Raw genomic sequence first — 17,456 nt, 5'->3', positions numbered from 1 at the left:
GACCCATGCGATTGCTGCTGCTCGCCGCCTGCTGCGTCCTGGCCGTCGCGTGCGGTCCGGGCGGCGCCGGCGTCCCCGCCCTGCCCGAGGCGCCGACGCCGGAGGGGGCAACGGTCTTCACGGCCCACGACGATCTCGTCGACCCGCACCCGATCCCGATACAGTCGTGGACCCGCGTCGACGGCGACCGCATCGCCGTCCACTTCGAGACCGGCACACCCGAGTGTTTCGGGGTCGACGCCACCGTCACCGAGTCCGGCACCACCGTGACGGTGGCGCTGCGCGGCGGCACGCTGCCCGAGGCGGTGGACCGGGCGTGCATCATGATCGCCGTCACCGGTGTGCTCGAACTGACGCTGCGGGCGCCGCTCGCCGACCGGATCGTGACGGCCGGCTGATCGATGGCCCGCACCCCCCGGCACTGGCTGCTGCTCCTGTGCACGGCGACGGCGCTGCTGCACGCGACGTTCCAGTCGGTGCGCGTCCTCGTCTCCTACCGCGTTCTCGCCCTCGGCGGCGACGCGGCCGTGATCGGCGTGGTGACGGCCCTGTTCGCCCTCGTTCCGCTGGTGCTCGCGGTGCCACTCGGCCGGGCCGTCGACCGCCGGCACGCGGCCGGAATCCTCCGGGCCGGGGTGGTCGTGTCGGTGGCCGGTGCGCTGATCATCGCCCTCAGCCCGGACCTGCTGGTGCTCGGTCTCGGCAACGCCGTCCTGGGTCTCGGTCAGCTCCTGGTGACGGTGTCGGGGCAGGCGTTCGTGTCGATCCTGTCGCCGCCGGGCGAGCTCGATCGCGGCTTCGCGGGCATCACCCTCGGGGTGTCGGTCGGTCAGGCGATCGGGGTGCCGCTCGCCGGCGTGATCGCTGCGGCGAGCAACGGCGAGACCGTCGAGACCACGCCGGCGCTGCTCGTGATGACGGTTCTGGCCGCGATGGCCCTGCCGTTCGTCGTCGGCTTGCGCGAACCACCCGGTTCCGGACGCACCCCGGACGACGCGCCCCCGCAGTCGGTGCTGTCGATGCTGCGCACGCGCGGGATGAAGCCCGCGATGTTCTCGAGCCTCGTGGTGCTGGCGTCCGTGGACATCGTCGTCGCGTACCTGCCGCTGCTCGGTGAGGAGTTCGGATTCGGGGTGCTGCTCGTGTCGGCTCTGCTCACCGCCCGCACCGTCGCGTCGATCGTCTCGCGCGCGGTGCTGCCGTGGGCGCTGCGGACGATCCCGCGGCGACGTCTGCTGCTGTCGGCGACGGCGTGCACTGCGCTGCCCGTCGCAGCCCTGCCGTTTCTGCCCAACCCGTGGGCGCTGGGCGCGCTCCTGGCGCTCTGCGGCGCCTTCTGGGGTTTCGGGCAGCCGCTGACCATGACGTGGGTGGTCGAACTGGTGGCACCGGCGGACCGGGCGTCGGCGCTGGCGGTACGCCTCACCGGCAACCGTCTCGGCCAGGTGTCGGTGCCGTTGGCAGCCGGCGCGATCGCCGGGGTCGCCGGCACCGCCTCGGTGTTCCTGGTAACCGCGGGACTGCTGTCGGCTGCCGCGGTGAGCACGTGGCGGGCGCTGCGCAGGTAGACGCCACCCGTGCGCGCTTTCGGTAGCTCCCACTACCGGAACCGCGCACGGCCGCGTCAGCGGCGGCGCAGCCGCGCATAGTCACCGGCGGCGCAGCCGCGCATAGTCACCGGCGGCGCAGCCGCACGTAGTCACCGACGACGGCGGCGCCGAGTCCGTCGACGTCGGGCGCGACGACCCGCCCTCCGACCCGGCGGGCCATACGGTCGACGATCCGTGCCAGCCCGGGATCGTCGCCGAGCCGGAAGATCGTCACGTGCGCACCGGCGCGGGCGAGATGATCGAATTCGCGGACCGTCATCCCCAGGGTGCGGGCGCTGGGTGGATAGTCGAACGCCGCGTAGCCGTCCGCCTCGAGGTGCGCGGTGGGTTCGCCGTCGGTGACCACCAGCACCACCGGCTGGGCGTTGGAATGCCGGCGCAGGTGCCGGCCGGCCAGCATCAGCGCATGATGCAGGTTGGTGCCCTGCTCGTAGACCCCGTCCAGCCCGGCGAGTTCGGTGGCGGTGACGACCCGAGCGTGCCGGCCGAACGCGATCAGCTGCAGGGCGTCACCGCGGAACCGGGTCGAGACCAGGTGGTTGAGGGCCAGTGCCGTGCGCTTCATCGGCACCCATCGACCGTCCATCACCATCGAGAACGAGGTGTCCACCAGCAGTGCCACGGCGGCCTGGGTGCGCTGCTCGGTCTCGACGACCTCGACGTCGGTGACGTCCATCCGCACCGGGATTCGCGCGGGGGCGCGCAGGGTGGCGTTGGTGAGGGTGCGCACGACGTCCCACGGCTCGGTGTCTCCGAACTCCCACGGACGCGACGCCCCGGTGGGCTCGCCCGTGGCCCCCGCACGGCGGGTCTCGCGCTGCCCGCCGCGGGTGGACAGCTGGTCCATGACGTCGCGCAGCGCGGTCCGGCCGAGTTCACGCATCGCCTTGGGCGACAGTCGCCACTGCCCGTCGGCGCCGCGGTCGAAGAACCCCTGCCGTTGCAGTTCCCTCTCGAGCTGGGCGAGCATGCGCGCGTCGGCCGCGGCCTCGTCGCCGAGCTGGCGAGCCAGCGCGTCGAGGTCGATGTCGTCGAGGGAGGCCCCGGCGTACTGCTGGGAGAGCTGGTCGGCGAGCGCGTCGAGTTCGGCAACCTCCTGCAGCGCCCCGGTCGCTTCGCCGAGGCCCATGCCCTGGTCGCCGCGGAACCGCTCCGACCCGGTCCAGTCCTCGCCGGGACGGGCGGCGCGCAGGTGCGAGTCGAGGCGGTCGAGCTGCGACATCAGGCTCGGCGAGCCGAACGCCTGCTGGGCGAGGGCGTCGAGCTCGTCCCGCTGTTCCTGGCTGAGCGAGTTGCGCAGTCGCTGCGCCGCCGCCGCGCGCTGGGCGAGCGAGTCGAGCAGTTCCTCCACGTTGCGGGGGTTCTCCGGGAAGAAGTCGCCGTGCTCGGCCATGAACTGCTCGAAGTCCTCCTGGGTGTCCTCCCCGCGGGAATGCTTGTCCAGCAGATCGTTCAGATCCTCGAGCATCCGGTTCACACGTTCGCGGTCCTCGTCGGTCGCGCCTTCGAGGGCCTGCTTCATCCCGGCGAACCGCTGGTCGAGCATCTCCCGCCCCAGCAGATCGCGGATCTTCTCGTAGTCCTCCCGGGCTTGCGAACTGCGCCAGTCGTAGTCGGCGAGTTCCTGCACGGCCTGGGCGGCGGAGGCGGGCAGTTCCTCGATCCGCATCTCCGCGAACCGGGCCTCGTCGTCGAGAGCGCGCGCGAGCGCCTTGCGCTCCTCGAGCACGGCCCGGTCGAGCAGCTCGCGCACCTCACGCAGCGTGCCGTCGAGATTCGTGCGGTCCAGCAGGTCCCTGCGACGCCGATTCGCCTGCGCGGCAAGCCGGTCCAGGCCGCGCATGGACCCGTGCCCGCGGCGCAGCAGCTCCCGCAGCGCCCGTCGCGGCGAACTGCCGGACAGCACGTCCTCGCCGATGGCGGCGAGGGCCTCACGCAGATCCACCGGCGGGGCGAGCGGGTCGCCGCCGTCGTAAGGTCCGTACCTCGCGCCCCGGCTCATCAGGAGTACACCGCGGCACCGTCGTCGTCGGCGTGCTTGGCGATGCGCCGCGCCAGATAGAGGCCCTCGAGGGCGAGTTCGACGGCGGCAGCCCGGGTTCCGATGCCGTCCGCGCCGAGCCGTTCGGCGACGACGTCGAGGACGGGCAGGTCGGGCAGCTCGTCGAGCAGCGCCTTGGCGGTGATCCGGTCGCCGGTCACCACCGGCCGGCCCTGCTCGACGGCCGCGACGAGCGGACCGAGGTCCACCCCGGCCAGCCGGGTTCGGGCGGCGTCCGCCGTGGCCCGCCGGAGCAGATGGTCGAGCACCTCGAATTCCCGTCCCTCCTCGCCGGATTCGAACTCGACCTTGCCGCGCAGCACCTCCACGACGGTGCCGAGGTCGACGGGCCGTGCGACGGGGTCGGCCTCGCCGAGCACGGCCCCGCGACGCATCGCGGCGGCCGCGACGGTCTCGGCACCGGCGACGGCGAAGCGCGCGGACACGCCGGAACGCTGGTCCACCGACGTGGATTCGCGCAGCAGGCGGGTGAAGCGGGCCAGGATCTCGAGCAGGAAGTCCGGGACCCGCGACTGCAGCTGCGCCTCCTGCTCGATGACGGCGATCTCGTCGTCGAGCTGCGTCGGGTAGTGGGTACGGATCTCGGCGCCGAACCGGTCCTTGAGCGGGGTGATGATCCGGCCCCGGTTGGTGTAGTCCTCCGGGTTGGCGCTGGCGACGAGCAGGACGTCGAGCGGGAGCCGCAGCGTGTACCCCCGCACCTGGATGTCGCGCTCCTCCATCACGTTGAGCAGCGAGACCTGGATGCGCTCGGCGAGGTCGGGCAGCTCGTTGACGGCGACGATGCCGCGGTGGGCGCGGGGTACGAGACCGAAGTGGATGGTCTCGGGGTCGCCGAGGCTGCGGCCCTCGGCGACCTTGACGGGGTCGACGTCGCCGACCAGGTCGGCGACGGAGGTGTCGGGGGTGGCGAGCTTCTCGGCGTAGCGCTCGCTGCGGTGCCGCCAGGCGACGGGCAGGTCGTCGCCGAGCTCCGCGGCGCGGCGGATCGAGGCGGGGGTGATCGGGTCGTAGGGATGCTCCCCGAGCTCGGAGCCGGCGATCACCGGTGTCCACTCGTCGAGCAGCAGGGGCAGGGTGCGCAGCAACCGGGTCTTGCCCTGACCGCGTTCGCCCAGCAGCACCACGTCGTGGCCCGCGAGGAGGGCGCGTTCGAGTTGCGGAACGACGGTGTCGTCGAATCCGACGATGCCCGGCCACGGGTCGATGCCGTCGCGCAGGGCGGCGAGCAGGTTCTGCCGGATCTCGTCCTTGACGGAGCGGTGCACATGGCCCGAGGCGCGCAGCTCGCCGAGGGTGGACGGCCTGACTGTGGGTGACGTCACCCCTCCCAAGGTACGAGCGTTCGGTGATTTCGGCACCTGCAGCCGCGGCGCGTCGCCGCGGCGGGAACGCCGCGCGGGAGCGCCTGCCCGGCCCGGTTCGGTACCCGATGTCGGCGGCGATCCCTACACTCCCGCCATGGACACCTGGCTCCTCGCGGCACTGCTGGGCCTCGGACTGGCCGCCGCCACCGGCCTGCGCACCTTTCTCCCGCTGCTGATGCTCGGCACCGCGGTGCACTTCGGCCTGTTCGGGATCGCGCTCAACGAGTCGATGCAGTGGGTCGGGTCGACGGGCGCGCTCGCCGCCCTGGCGATCGCCACCGTCGTCGAGATCGGCGCCGACCTGGTCCCCCTCGTCGACAACGTCCTCTCGGCCGTCGCCACCGTCGTGCGGCCCGTCGCCGGCGCGCTCGCCGCCTGGGCCGCGTTCGCCGATCTCGACCCGGCGATGGCGGCCCTCGCCGGCATCGTCGTCGGCGCCCCGACCGCGATGGCGGTGAGCACGGTGCAGACCGGCACCCGCGCGGCGAGCACGGTCACGACCGCGGGACTCGGCAACCCGGCGCTGTCACTGCTCGACGACCTGCTCTCCTTCGTCACGTCGTTGATCGCGCTCGTCGTCCCGCTGCTCGTGGTGCCCCTGCTCGCCGGCTTCGCGTGGGCCGTCCACCGCGGGTACCGAGGGCTGAGCCGCCTGCGGACAGGCTGACCGGTTCTGATAGACACGACGCCATGGCGGACACCGACATCTCCTTCTCCAGCGGCGACGTGACCCTGCACGGCAGCCTGCGCGTGCCCGCCGCGGGCGACGGGGACGTCCCCGCCGTGCTGCTGCTCGCCGGCAGCGGTCCCACCGACCGCAACGGCGACAGCGCGCTGCTGCCCGGCCCGATCGGCACCCTGCGTCACCTCGCCGACGTGCTCGAACGCAACGGCTTCGCCAGCCTGCGCTACGACAAGCTCGGCAGTGGCGTCACCGGCCTCGGTCCGTACGACGTCTCCGACGTCGCCGACCTCGGATTCTCCACCTTCATCGACGCCGCCACCGACGGCCTGCGGTTCCTCGCCGGACAGCCGGGCGTCGACGCCGAGCGACTCTACGTCGTCGGGCACAGCGAGGGCGCGCTCATCGCCCTCTCCCTCGCCCACGCCGGCGCGCCCGTCGCGGGCATCGCCCTGCTCGAGCCGCTGGCGGTGCGGCTGCTGGACCTGCTCACCGCCCAGATCGACGCCCAGCTCGACGCCGTCGTCGACGCCGGTCAGCTCCCGATCCAGGTGGCCGACGAACTGCGTCTCGCCCTCGCGGACGCCGTCGAATCGCTGCGGGCCGACGGCACCCTCAGCGACACCCTGCCCGAGCCGCTCCGCAACGCCGGACTGGTCTCGGCCAACGCAAAGGCCCTCGCCGAGGAGGACGCCCTCGATCCGCGGATGCTCGCGGCCCAGCTCGACGGGGCGCTGCCGGTACTCACCAGCGTCTCCGCGAAGGACATCCAGGTGCGGGTCGAGGACGTCGACGCCCTCGACTCGGCACTCGTGCACACGAGCCTGACCTCGCTGCGCCTGCACCGGGCCAACCACGTGCTCAAGGACATCGGCGACCAGCAGTCCACCGGCGCCGACTACATCGCCGATCTGCCCTTCTCGGACGAGTTCACCCGCGGTTTCGAGGCGTGGCTCGCCAAGCTCTGACCCGCCGCCCGAGATGGGCGGAAAACAAGAGATGTCAGATTCGCGTTACTCGGGTATGGTGTCCGGTTAACCCGTAGGAACACACGAGAAAGGTACGGTCCGATGCGAGACGACAAGGTCATCGCGGCGAAGTCGATGCGCATTGCCGTACCCACCTGGTGCCGACACACCTACGCGTACTTCCACTTCGCCAAGTGGCAACCCCGGGAATGAGTCGACGACTCGAAAGACTCCTTCTCGGGCACCCGGGCACATCGCCTCGGGTGCCTTTCTTTATCCCGTACCGATCTTGTCCAGTAAGAGGAGAACACGATGAAACTGCGACTCGGCGCCACCGGCGCCGTCCCCAAGGACCTGCCCGACGATCTCACCGGTCACGCGATCACGATCGACCTGAGCCACGTCGGCACCGAACAGGCCGCGGCCGCTGCGGACCTCATCCGCGAACTGCTCGACCGCGGTGCCGCCCGGCTGGTCATCTCCGACGCCCGCGACGCCGCGCCGCGGACCGTGACCCGCCCGGCGACCGGCCACCCGCACGCGGCCTGACGGCGCGGGCGGCGCGGGCGGCCGGGCGGCGCGGGCGGCCGGGCGGCGCGGGCGGCCGGGCGGCGCTCAGTGCGCGAAGTGCCGTGCGCCGGTGAGGTACAGGGTCACGCCGGCCTCGCGAGCGGCCTCGATCACCTCGTTGTCGCGCACCGAACCACCCGGCTGCACGATGGCCTTGACGCCGGCCTCGGTGAGCACCTGCAGGCCGTCCGCGAACGGGAAGAACGCGTCCGATGCGGCGACGGATCCGGTGACACGGTCCCCGGCGCGTGAGACCGCGAGCCGGGCGGAGTCCACGCGGTTGACCTGGCCCATGCCGACGCCGACGGTGGCGCCGCCCGCAGCGAGCAGGATCGCGTTGGACTTCACGGCCCGGCAGGCGCGCCAGGCGAACTCGAGATCCGCGAGGGTCTCGGCGTCGGCGGCCTCGCCGCAGGCCAGCTCCCAGTTCCCGGCCGAATCACCCGGCGCCGTGAGGGTGTCGCGCTCCTGCAGCAGCATGCCGCCGGAGATCTGACGCAGCTCGATCTGCGCCGCCTGCGGCGAGTCGGCCCGCAGGATGCGGATGTTCTTCTTGCGGCTGAGCACCTCGACCGCGCCGGCCGCGTACGCCGGGGCGATGATCACCTCGGTGAAGATCTCGGCGACCTGTTCGGCCATCGCCACGCTCACCTCGCGGTTGACGGCGATCACGCCGCCGAACGCGCTCACCGGATCGCACTCGTGCGCCTTACGGTGCGCCTCGGCGACGGTGTCGGCCACCGCGATGCCGCACGGGTTGGCGTGCTTGATGATCGCGACGCACGGCCGGTCGTGGTCGTGCGCGGCGCGCCAGGCCGCGTCGGCGTCCTGGTAGTTGTTGTAGGACATCTCCTTGCCGTGGAACTGCTCGGCGCGGGCCAGGCCCGGCTCGCCGGCCTCGTTCACGTACAGCGCCGCCGCCTGGTGCGGGTTCTCGCCGTACCGCAGCACGGCCGCACGCTGCCACGTCGCACCGGCCCAGGCCGGGAACTGCTCGGCGGCGTCCGCCTCCGGGACGGCATAACCGGCGTTCATCCAGCTCGCCACCGCCACGTCGTAGGCGGCGGTGTGCTGGAACGCCTGGGCGGCAAGGGCTTTGCGCTGCAGCAGGGTGAAGCCGCCCGCCTTGACGGCGTCGAGCACGTCGTCGTACCGGGCCGGGTCGACGACGACGGCGACCGACGGATGGTTCTTCGCGGCGGCACGCACCATGGACGGGCCGCCGATGTCGATCTGCTCGACGCACTCGTCGGGGGTGGCCCCCGAGGCGACGGTCTGCGTGAACGGGTACAGGTTCACCACGACCAACTCGAACGCCTCGACACCGAGCTCGGCGAGCTGGTCGAGGTGGTCCTGCTTGCGCGTGTCGGCGAGGATGCCGGCGTGCACTCGCGGGTGCAGCGTCTTGACCCGGCCCTCGAGGCACTCGGGGAAGCCGGTCAGGTCCTCCACCTTGGTGACGGGGATGCCGGCGCCGGCGATGGTCGCGGCCGTGGAGCCGGTGGAGACCAGCGCGACACCCGCCTCGTGCAGACCCGTCGCCAGTTCGACCAAACCGGTCTTGTCGTAGACGCTGACGAGTGCACGTCGCACAGCCTTACGTTCGGTCACTGGGGATCACGGCCTTTCGTCCATCGGATACAACTCCACGGGTGGCGACGGCGGCGACCACGTCGGCCAGCAACCGTCGCTCCACAACCTTGATGCGTTCGTGCAGGGTGGCCTCGTCGTCGTCGTCGAGGACCGGCACGGGTTCCTGCGCCAGGATGGGGCCGGTGTCGACACCGGCATCGACCAGGTGCACGGTCGACCCGGTGACCTTCACCCCGTAGGCGAGGGCGTCGGGGACTGCGTGCGCGCCGGGGAACGCCGGCAGCAGCGCAGGGTGGGTGTTGACGATGCGGCCGCCGAACCGGTGCAGGAAGGTCGGCCCCAGGATCTTCATGAAACCGGCGGAGACCACCAGGTCCGGCTCGTGCGCGGCGACGGCGTCGGTGAGGGCGCGGTCCCACGCGGCGCGGTCCGGGTGCTCACGCAGCACGACGCGGAGATGCGGGATGCCGGCGGCCTCGGCATGCCCCTCGGCGGCGCACTCGCGGTCCACTCCGACGGCGACGATCCGGGCGGGGTACCCGTCCGTGTGCGTCGCGTCGATCAGCGACCGCAGCAGGCTTCCGGTGCCCGAGGCGAGGACGACGACCCGTGCCGGCGCAGTCGGCGGCAGCTGGTCACGCGAGGCAGTCAGCGCTCTACTCCTGGAACTCGAGAGGGGTCGGCCGGATGCTCGGCCGGGTAGAGCCTAGCCCTTGGGGGGTGCGGCCCCCTCCGGCAGGTCACCGTTGCGCTCCGGCGGCGCGCCGGCATCCTGCTCGGTTACGCCGGACCCGCCCGGCTCGTCGGCGGCGTCCTCGAGTTCCGCGTCGGCGACGTGCACACGCTCGTCGTCGGCGGGGTCCTCGCGCTCGGTGCCGGCGACGGCGGGCGCCCCGGCGTCGCCTGCGGCGTCTGCGTCGCCCCCGGCGTCGGCGGCGTCCTGCTGCCCCTCGGGGCCGTCCTCGACGATCTCGGCCTCGAGCACGTCGGCGGCCGGCGTCGCCGGGCCCGCCTCGAGCGCCTTCGCCTCGTCGAGCGGGGTGGCGTCGGCCTCCTCGACCGGCTCGTCGCCGTCGGGATTCTCGGCGGCGGCGGTCTCCGTGGCGGACTCCTCCGCGGCGGCCGACGCTCGGGCGGCCTCCGCCGCGGCCAGGCGGTGCTCGCGCCACAGCAGCAGCTGCGACGTGACGAGGCCCAGCAGCCCCGACCACGCGAATACCAGAACCCCGGCAAGCCACCAGTTTCCGCCGACCACGCCGAAGATCCCCAGGGGGCCACCGGCGACCCACGTGGCCAGCGCGCTCGTCGCGCCCGCGAGCGCCGCCGCAGCGACCACCGTGAGCGCGGCGTCGGTGGACGACACGTACTCCCCCCGGGCCCGCGCCTCGAGGTGGCGCTGGGCGACGTACCGTCCGAGCAGCGCACCCACCGTCGCGGGAACGGCCAGCAGCACCGGCCAGAACGGCGCGGCCGGTCCCGGTGGGATCACGGCGAGCACCGGCAGCGCGGGCAGGTCACCGCCGGTCGCCTCGAACAGGCTCAGGGTCACGTCGCCGAACTGCACCGTGCTCCCGGCCACCACGGCGGCGGCCCCGATCAGCACGTTGGGCAGGTACAGCACCGACAGCACCGTCAACCCGAGCGCCCCGGTTACTCCCCCGCCGCGGCCGATCAGGTCACCGACCACGGTCCACGACCACAGCAGCCCGAGTACGGTCACCACCCCGGCCGCGGCGAACATCCCCAGCACCGCGCGGGCCGCGGGGCGCACGGCGGCGACCAGCCAGTTCGGCACGCCGTAGCGGACGGACAGCGGCCGCCACGTCCGGGCACCGATGCCGAGCCCGGCCCCGAGCAGGTAGAGGGCCGTCACCCAGGCCAGCGCGGCCGCCGGATTGGGGGTGACGACGGGCAGGACACTCGCCGCATCCTGGATCACGATCAGTGCCACGATCGTGATCACCGTCGGACCGGCGAGGGTGGCCACGGCGATGCGTGAGGCGTTCCGACGATCGAGCGGACGGCCGCCGAGCGCGACGAAGGCGTCGGTGGCCGAACGCGCGGCCCGGGCGGTCAGCCACACCAGCACCGCAGTCGGCAGCAACGGCAGCACGCCGAGCGCTACCCCGTCGATCGTCAGCGTCACCTGATGCAGGGCCAGCCAGCTTCCCGCGATCGCCGCGTAGATGCCGGTCAGGTCGCTGCTCGCGGCCACCATCGTGGTCACCACCAGCGTGGCGATCAACGCGAGGGTCACTGCCGGCACCCTGGCCGCCGTGCCGAGCAGGATCCGCAGCTGCTCCGGTTCGACCGGGTTGCCTTCCGGGGTGGTGCGCCGGTCGGACCGGCCTAGCGTCGAGGTCATCGTGTCGAGAGTGTCACCCGGCGACGGTCGTGACGGTCAGGCGCGCCGCAGCACGTGCGGGAGCCGTCACCGCGGCTCGTCACCGGGGCGGAACGCCTGCGTCGGCGCCGGGTCCGACGTCCGCTCGGCGTCGTCCTCCGACGGACGCCCCGCGGCATCCTGCTCGGAATCGGCGTGCCGGGGGGCGAGCACGGTCGGCTCGTCCGCGCCGCCACCGGCGGGCTCCCCCGGCCGGCCCGAAGGACCGGGCGACCCGGCGCCGTACGGGGCCTGGGCTCCCGTCGGGGTGTAGGCCTGCTGGCCGGGGTGCTGCCCCTCGGATTGCGGCCGGTCGACGCGCAGCGGCTGGCTCAGGTGCTCGGTCTGGGCGCCGTAGTCCGGGCTGGGGTAGTGCTCGCGCGGCTGCGCGCCCGAGTACTGGGTGCCCGGGTACTGGGATCCCGGGTACTGTCCGGACGGGTGCTGCCCGGACGGATACTGGCCGGTGGAGTACTGCCCCGACGGGTACTGCCCGGTGGAGTACTGCGGCTGCTGGTAGCCGGGGTACTGCGCCGAGGACCCCGAGGGGTAGGCCGAGGACCCCGAGGGGTAGCCGGAGCCCTGCGTTCCGTATCCGCTCGACGCCGCGCCGGGAGCGTAGCCCTGACCGGACGGATAGCCCTGCCCCGCGCCGGCACCCTGCGCTCCGTAGCCCTGGCCGCCGTACCCCTGACCGCTGTAGCCCTGGCCGCCGCTGTACCCCTGGCCCACGCCCTGCCCGCCGCCTCCCTGGCCGCCGAACGACTGCGCGGGCGCGCGGCGCTGGCCGGGCACCAGGATGCCGATCCCGAAGAGCAGCGCCATCAGCGCGAGCGCAGTCTGCAGGAAGCCGAGGACGAGGATCGACACCCCACCCCACGAGATGCCGGTGTCGTCGGGCAGGTGGAAGAGCTGGAACAGCGACACCACGAAGCCGACCGCGGAGGCCGCCACCGCAACGGAGCGCAGGTCCTGACCCGGTAGCAGCGACAGTGCCGCAGCCGCGCCACCGAAGAGCAGGAAGGCCAGCGGCACGACCGCGAACCCGAAGTCGAACGACGACAGCGCAACCTGGGTGCCGAAGGAGATCCGCACGTACGGGGCCAGGCCGAGCAGGAAGTTCAGCACCGCCAGCACCGCGACGGCGATCGGCAGGAGCAGCGGCACCACCTTGTCGGAGCCACGGGAGGCGAGGCTGGATCCGCCCCCGGTCGACGACCCCGTGGGACCTGACGGGGTGTCGGACCGGCCCGTTCCCGAGCCTGCTGGGTAGGTCATCGCTCCTCCTGATGTCGTCGGCTGCTCTGTGACCAGCCTAGGCACGATCACCGTGGGCGGCAGGAGTCCCGCGAATCCGGCGAATCCCCACCGGCGAGAATGTACGCATGCCCAGCACCCTCGAGCCCGGAGCGGACGTCGTCGCCGAGACGGAGATCAAGCATTCCCGCTTTCTCGCCGCGCTGCGTCGCGTCGACTCGGATACCGCCGCGCTCGCCTTCGTCGAGGAACAGCGGAGGCTGTATCCCGATGCGCGGCACCATTGCTGGGCCTTCGTGGTGGGCGACGAGCCGGCGCACCGGGCGGAACGGTCGAGCGACGACGGGGAACCGGGTGGCACGGCCGGGGTGCCGATGCTGCAGGTGCTGCACCATCGCGATCTGGTGAACGTCGCGGTGGTGGTCACCCGCTGGTTCGGCGGCATCAAGCTCGGCGCGGGGGGACTGGTCCGGGCGTATTCGGGTGCGGTGGCCGTCGCGGTCGACGCGGCGACGCTGGTGCCGCGGGAGCGACGGGCGGTGTTCACCCTGGCGGTGGGGCACGGTGACGCCGGCCGGCTGGAGTCGGAACTACGGGGCCGCGGGGTGAGCGTGCTCGACGTGTCCTACACGGAGCGTGTCGTCTTCACGGTCGCGGCCCGGGATGCGGCCGGGTTGCGGAGCGTGGTGGCGTCGGCGACGGCCGGCGCCGGCGAGCTCGAGCCCGTCGGCACCGAATGGGTGGACGGGTAGGCAGCGGAGCTGCCGGTGCGTCCTTCGGGCGGTCAGGACCGCCCAAAGGACGCACCGGCGGCGGAGCCGCCTACAGCGACTGCAGGATCTCGCGCGCGAGAGCGGCGGTCTCGGACGGCGTCTTGCCGACCTTCACGCCGGCCGCCTCGAGGGCGTCCTTCTTGGCCTGCGCGGTGCCCGAGGAGCCGGAGACGATGGCGCCGGCGTGGCCCATGGTCTTGCCCTCCGGAGCGGTGAACCCGGCGACGTAGCCGACGACCGGCTTGGTCACGTTGGCCTTGATGTAGTCGGCGGCGCGCTCCTCGGCGTCGCCGCCGATCTCGCCGATCATGACGATGAGCTTGGTCTCGGGGTCCTTCTCGAACGCCTCGATGGCGTCGATGTGGGTGGTGCCGATGACCGGGTCGCCGCCGATGCCGATGGCGGTCGAGAAGCCGAAGTCACGCAGCTCGAACATCATCTGGTAGGTCAGGGTGCCGGACTTGGACACCAGGCCCACCGGGCCCTTGCCGGAGATGTTGGCCGGGGTGATGCCGACCAGCGACTCGCCCGGGGTGATGATGCCGGGGCAGTTGGGGCCGATGATCCGGGTCTTGTTGCCCTTCTCGACGTTGTAGGCCCACGCGTACGCGGTGTCCTGCACCGGGATGCCCTCGGTGATGACCACGAGCAGCGGGATCTCCGCGTCGATGGCCTCGATGATGGCGTCCTTGGCGAACTTCGGGGGGACGAACGCGATCGAGACGTCCGCGCCGGTCTCCTTCATCGCCTCGGCGACGGTACCGAAGACGGGCAGCTCGACGGCAGAGCCGTCGGCGGCGGTGTGGGACACAGTGGTGCCGGCCTTGCGGGCGTTGACGCCGCCGACGACCTGGGTACCGGCCTTGAGCATCAGGGCGGTGTGCTTGGTGCCCTCGCCGCCGGTGATGCCCTGGACGATGACCTTCGAGTCCTTGTTGAGGAAGATAGACATGTTCTCCGTGTGTCCTTACTTCGCGGCGTGCGCCAGCTCGGCGGCCTTGTCAGCGGCCTCGTCCATGGTTCCGACCAGCGTGACCAGCGGGTGGTTGGCGTCGGCCAGGATCTTGCGGCCCGCCTCGACGTTGTTGCCGTCCAGGCGGACGACCAGCGGCTTGTTGGCCTCGTCACCGAGGATCTCCAGCGCCTTGACGATGCCGTTGGCGACCGCGTCGCACGCGGTGATGCCACCGAAGACGTTGACGAACACGCTCTCGACCTGGCCGTCGTTCAGGATGACGTCCAGGCCGGCGGCCATGACCTCGGCGGACGCGCCGCCACCGATGTCGAGGAAGTTGGCGGGCTTGACGCCGCCGTGCTTCTCACCGGCGTACGCGACGACGTCGAGGGTCGACATGACCAGGCCCGCGCCGTTGCCGATGATGCCGACCTGGCCGTCGAGCTTGACGTAGTTCAGGTCGTGCTCCTTGGCCTTGGCCTCGAGCGGATCGGTGGAGTCCTTGTCCTCGAGCTCGGCGTGCTCGGGGTGGCGGAAGCCCGCGTTCTCGTCGATGGTGACCTTGCCGTCGAGGGCGAGGATCTGATCGTCGGGGGTGCGCACGAGCGGGTTGACCTCGACCAGGGTGGCGTCCTCGGCGACGAAGACCTCCCACAGCTTCTGGATGGTCACGGCCGCGGCGTCGAGCACGTCGGCGGGCAGGTGGCCCTGCTCGGCGATGCTGCGCGCGAACGCGAGGTCGACGCCCTTGACGGCGTCCACGGGAACCTTGGCGAGACGCTCGGGCTTGGTGGCCGCGACCTCCTCGATCTCCATGCCGCCCTCGACCGAGCACATGGCCAGGTAGGTGCGGTTGGCCCGGTCGAGCAGGAAGGAGATGTAGTACTCCTCGGCGATGTCGCTGGCCTCGGCGACCAGCAGCTTCTTGACGATGTGACCCTTGATGTCGAGGCCGAGGATGTTCTCGGCGTGGGTCTTCGCATCCTCGGGGGTGGCGGCGTACTTCACGCCACCGGCCTTGCCACGACCACCGGTCTTGACCTGGGCCTTGACCATCACAGGCTTACCGATTTCCTCGGCGATCGCCTTGGCATCGTCGGCCGTGTCGGTCACACGACCCAGCGACGTCGGCACACCATGCTTGGCGAAGAGTTCCTTCGCCTGGTATTCGAAGAGATCCATCTGCTCACCGTCTCGTCTGCGTTGACGCCCGCTCGAGGGGTATGAGCGGGTCCGTTCGGACTGTAACTAGTCGGAAGTCCCACCAAACGCCCGCACTCCTGGTATGTGTCGCATGTCACCGGAGCGAAGGGCCCGAGGGGTACCTCACGGATTTTCCTCCCGGATTGTGAGCCACGCCGCAGCCAGGAGGAACACCACCCCAAGGATTGCAGGCAGAGTGAGGACGCCGTTCACCGGCTCCTGCTCCGGGCTCCGCACGAGCAACCACGACGCCGCATACAGGGCCACCGACGCCGCCGTGCCGAGCAGCAGCACACCGCCCCGGGCCGGCCGCGACCGCGCTGCGACCAGCACCGCTGCGACCACCGCGACGGCGAGCAGCACCCGCCCCCACACGTCGTAGCCCCACGGATAGCCCAGGACCGAACCGGCCCCGGGCTGCACCGGCAACAGCACACCGGCACCGGCGACGAGAGCCGCAGCCGCGCCCACCGCGCGCACGACCGGCCCGGCGATCCGTTCGACGGAGGTGTCGATGCCGTCGCGTTCCGCACCCCCGGCCAGCACGACGAGCACCCCCGTCACCGCCGCCCCCAGGATCGCGGCGCCGGCCAGCCACGCGCCCGGCCCGGCGCCGACGCCCGGCAGGTCCGCGGCGAGCACCCAGGACTGCAGCACCGCCCCGGCGGCGGTGACCACCGCGACGACCGGCACCGCGACGGCGGGCCGCAGCGGGGCGGCGAATTCGGAGAGCAGCAGCCATACGCTCAGCGCCAGTACGAGCAGGCCCGCGGCGAGCAGCAGACGAGTGGCCGGCAGGTCGGGCGCCGGCGCCCCGGCCGGAACCGACAGGGTGGGCAGCAGCGCACCCGCCGTCGCGACGACGCCGGTGGCAATCCCCGCGACGCCCGCGGTGACGTGCCGGCGCAGCATCGCCGGGACGGACATGACCGCCCTGGGCACCGGCCCTGCGGCGCGGGCGGACCGGGCGACGAGCCGGGGCAGTGCGACCGCGGCCGCGACGAGGGCGACGGCGGCGACCACCCCGACGGCGGCACCGGGCGACGGCGCGAGCCGCTCACCGGTGAGGCCCGCCGCCAGGCGCGGGCCCAGGATGCCGAGCGCACCGAGCCCCGCACCCGCCACCAGGCCCGTCGCGGCAGCCGGCGAACCGGTCACCAGCGCCCACGTCGCCGTCAGCACCACCGCGACCGCGGCGGCCAGGGAACCGATCGCGGTGGCCGTGGTGGCGTCGAGGACGCCGGGGCCGAGCAGCACCGGGTCGTCCGAGACGAAGGGCGGGGCGAGGAGCGCACCGGCCGCGACCAGGGCCGCCACCGCCACCGCGGTCGCCGCCGGGGCCCCGACGCGCACACCCACCGGGCCGTCCTCGCCGGGCACGTGTGCGGGGTCGGCCACGAGCCGCCGGACCGCGACGGCCCCGAGGACTCCGGCGCCGACCGCGGCGAGATGGCCGGCGAGGACGACGCCCGCGCCCGGGCCCGCCGTGAGGCCGGCGGCGGTGAGGGGCCGGAAGAGCTCGAGCCGGTCGGCGTCGAGGGCGTCGGTGAACAGCGCGACGTCGAGCAGGGCCGCGCCGAGTGCGACGAACCCGGCCCCCGCAAGCAGCGCGCCGGCCCGGATTCCGGCGAGGGGCCCGGGCCGACGGGCGAGACTCACCGCGCCGACGGGCACCGCGAGCGCGGCGGCGACGGCGACGAGCGTCGCGGCGCCGAGGGCGGCGCCGACGGGACCGGCGTCGGCGCGGACCGCCGGCAGGAACGGCGCGACCGCCACGGCGATGGCGCCGAGCACGGACAGGACGAACGCGGCGACGAGGACGGGCGGGCGGCTCGGCACGCCCCGACGCTACGGCGACGTTCCGATTCATCGCGGCGTGACACACCGTGAATATTCGGTATCGCGCCGTAACCGAAGGAACGTTTCCATATACGCCCAGCTCAAACTGTGATGCCAGTCACAAGGCCCGATTTCCAGCCCGTTTGGGTTGCCACGCTTGCGATCGTTTCGTTACCGTCGCTTCGGTCCGAATA

Annotated in this window: 15 protein-coding genes; 6 read left to right on the top strand and 9 right to left on the bottom strand. The window is 72.5% G+C overall.

What is annotated here, in order from left to right:
* Nucleotides 1-5: 5 nt before the first annotated feature.
* Together KZJ41_RS07435 and KZJ41_RS07430 are read left to right on the top strand one after the other, a co-directional pair.
* Nucleotides 6-398 (top strand): hypothetical protein, encoded by a 393-nt coding sequence (locus KZJ41_RS07435; protein WP_203329504.1) that lies wholly within the window; start codon nucleotides 6-8, stop codon nucleotides 396-398.
* A 3-nt stretch (nucleotides 399-401) separates the two neighbouring features.
* Nucleotides 402-1,568 carry an MFS transporter gene (locus KZJ41_RS07430; RefSeq protein WP_029542013.1) on the top strand — a complete coding sequence of 389 codons (1,167 nt, stop codon included), beginning with the start codon at nucleotides 402-404 and terminating at the stop codon, nucleotides 1,566-1,568.
* Between the two features lie 106 nt (nucleotides 1,569-1,674).
* Here KZJ41_RS07430 and KZJ41_RS07425 read toward each other — a convergent pair whose 3' ends face one another.
* Both KZJ41_RS07425 and KZJ41_RS07420 read right to left on the bottom strand, forming a co-directional pair.
* Nucleotides 1,675-3,612 carry a VWA domain-containing protein gene (locus KZJ41_RS07425; RefSeq protein WP_251550406.1) on the bottom strand — a complete coding sequence of 646 codons (1,938 nt, stop codon included), beginning with the start codon at nucleotides 3,610-3,612 and terminating at the stop codon, nucleotides 1,675-1,677.
* Nucleotides 3,612-4,997 carry a sigma 54-interacting transcriptional regulator gene (locus KZJ41_RS07420; RefSeq protein WP_029542008.1) on the bottom strand — a complete coding sequence of 462 codons (1,386 nt, stop codon included), beginning with the start codon at nucleotides 4,995-4,997 and terminating at the stop codon, nucleotides 3,612-3,614. Before KZJ41_RS07420 ends, KZJ41_RS07425 begins: the two co-directional genes overlap by 1 nt.
* A gap of 136 nt (nucleotides 4,998-5,133) precedes the next feature.
* Here KZJ41_RS07420 and KZJ41_RS07415 point away from each other — a divergent pair, with 136 nt between their 5' ends.
* The 3 genes from KZJ41_RS07415 to KZJ41_RS07405 all read left to right on the top strand — a co-directional run bounded on the left by KZJ41_RS07415 (nucleotide 5,134) and on the right by KZJ41_RS07405 (nucleotide 7,238).
* Nucleotides 5,134-5,706 (top strand): DUF4126 domain-containing protein, encoded by a 573-nt coding sequence (locus tag KZJ41_RS07415; RefSeq protein WP_029542006.1) that lies wholly within the window; start codon nucleotides 5,134-5,136, stop codon nucleotides 5,704-5,706.
* Between the two features lie 23 nt (nucleotides 5,707-5,729).
* A complete protein-coding gene (locus KZJ41_RS07410; RefSeq protein WP_006945011.1) occupies nucleotides 5,730-6,689 on the top strand; it encodes a S9 family peptidase in 960 nt (319 codons plus the stop codon).
* Nucleotides 6,690-7,001: 312 nt separating this feature from the next.
* A complete protein-coding gene (locus KZJ41_RS07405) occupies nucleotides 7,002-7,238 on the top strand; it encodes a hypothetical protein (protein WP_006945013.1) in 237 nt (78 codons plus the stop codon).
* A gap of 66 nt (nucleotides 7,239-7,304) precedes the next feature.
* Here the strand turns inward: KZJ41_RS07405 and purH are convergent, their stop codons facing one another.
* From purH to KZJ41_RS07385, 4 genes are all read right to left on the bottom strand, one after another.
* The gene (gene purH / locus KZJ41_RS07400; protein ID WP_251550404.1) at nucleotides 7,305-8,870 is read right to left on the bottom strand and encodes a bifunctional phosphoribosylaminoimidazolecarboxamide formyltransferase/IMP cyclohydrolase; all 1,566 of its coding nucleotides are present in this window, start codon (nucleotides 8,868-8,870) and stop codon (nucleotides 7,305-7,307) included.
* The gene (gene purN / locus KZJ41_RS07395) at nucleotides 8,857-9,504 is read right to left on the bottom strand and encodes a phosphoribosylglycinamide formyltransferase (protein ID WP_081637056.1); all 648 of its coding nucleotides are present in this window, start codon (nucleotides 9,502-9,504) and stop codon (nucleotides 8,857-8,859) included. Before purN ends, purH begins: the two co-directional genes overlap by 14 nt.
* A 54-nt stretch (nucleotides 9,505-9,558) precedes the next feature.
* Nucleotides 9,559-11,217, bottom strand: coding sequence for a DUF6350 family protein (locus KZJ41_RS07390; protein WP_065922903.1), 1,659 nt, complete (start codon nucleotides 11,215-11,217; stop codon nucleotides 9,559-9,561).
* 66 nt (nucleotides 11,218-11,283) lie between these two features.
* The gene (locus KZJ41_RS07385) at nucleotides 11,284-12,513 is read right to left on the bottom strand and encodes a DUF5336 domain-containing protein (RefSeq protein ID WP_168579298.1); all 1,230 of its coding nucleotides are present in this window, start codon (nucleotides 12,511-12,513) and stop codon (nucleotides 11,284-11,286) included.
* A 107-nt stretch (nucleotides 12,514-12,620) separates the two neighbouring features.
* Between KZJ41_RS07385 and KZJ41_RS07380 the strand changes: the two genes are divergently transcribed.
* On the top strand, nucleotides 12,621-13,244 hold the full coding sequence (locus KZJ41_RS07380) for a YigZ family protein (protein WP_029541994.1): 624 nt from the start codon (nucleotides 12,621-12,623) through the stop codon (nucleotides 13,242-13,244).
* A 70-nt stretch (nucleotides 13,245-13,314) separates the two neighbouring features.
* Here KZJ41_RS07380 and sucD read toward each other — a convergent pair whose 3' ends face one another.
* From sucD to KZJ41_RS07365, 3 genes are all read right to left on the bottom strand, one after another.
* Complete coding sequence (gene sucD / locus KZJ41_RS07375; protein WP_003937757.1) at nucleotides 13,315-14,217, bottom strand: succinate--CoA ligase subunit alpha; 903 nt, start codon at nucleotides 14,215-14,217, stop codon at nucleotides 13,315-13,317.
* A gap of 15 nt (nucleotides 14,218-14,232) precedes the next feature.
* Entirely contained in the window at nucleotides 14,233-15,402 is a 1,170-nt protein-coding gene (sucC, locus tag KZJ41_RS07370) for an ADP-forming succinate--CoA ligase subunit beta (protein WP_006945023.1), read from the bottom strand.
* A 144-nt stretch (nucleotides 15,403-15,546) separates the two neighbouring features.
* Nucleotides 15,547-17,262, bottom strand: coding sequence for a hypothetical protein (locus tag KZJ41_RS07365; protein ID WP_065922905.1), 1,716 nt, complete (start codon nucleotides 17,260-17,262; stop codon nucleotides 15,547-15,549).
* Nucleotides 17,263-17,456 lie beyond the last annotated feature (194 nt).

The sequence above is a fragment of the Rhodococcus sp. 11-3 genome, from assembly GCF_023704055.1.
Taxonomy (GTDB): domain Bacteria; phylum Actinomycetota; class Actinomycetes; order Mycobacteriales; family Mycobacteriaceae; genus Rhodococcus; species Rhodococcus aetherivorans.
This window is presented reverse-complemented; position numbering and strand designations above follow the sequence as displayed.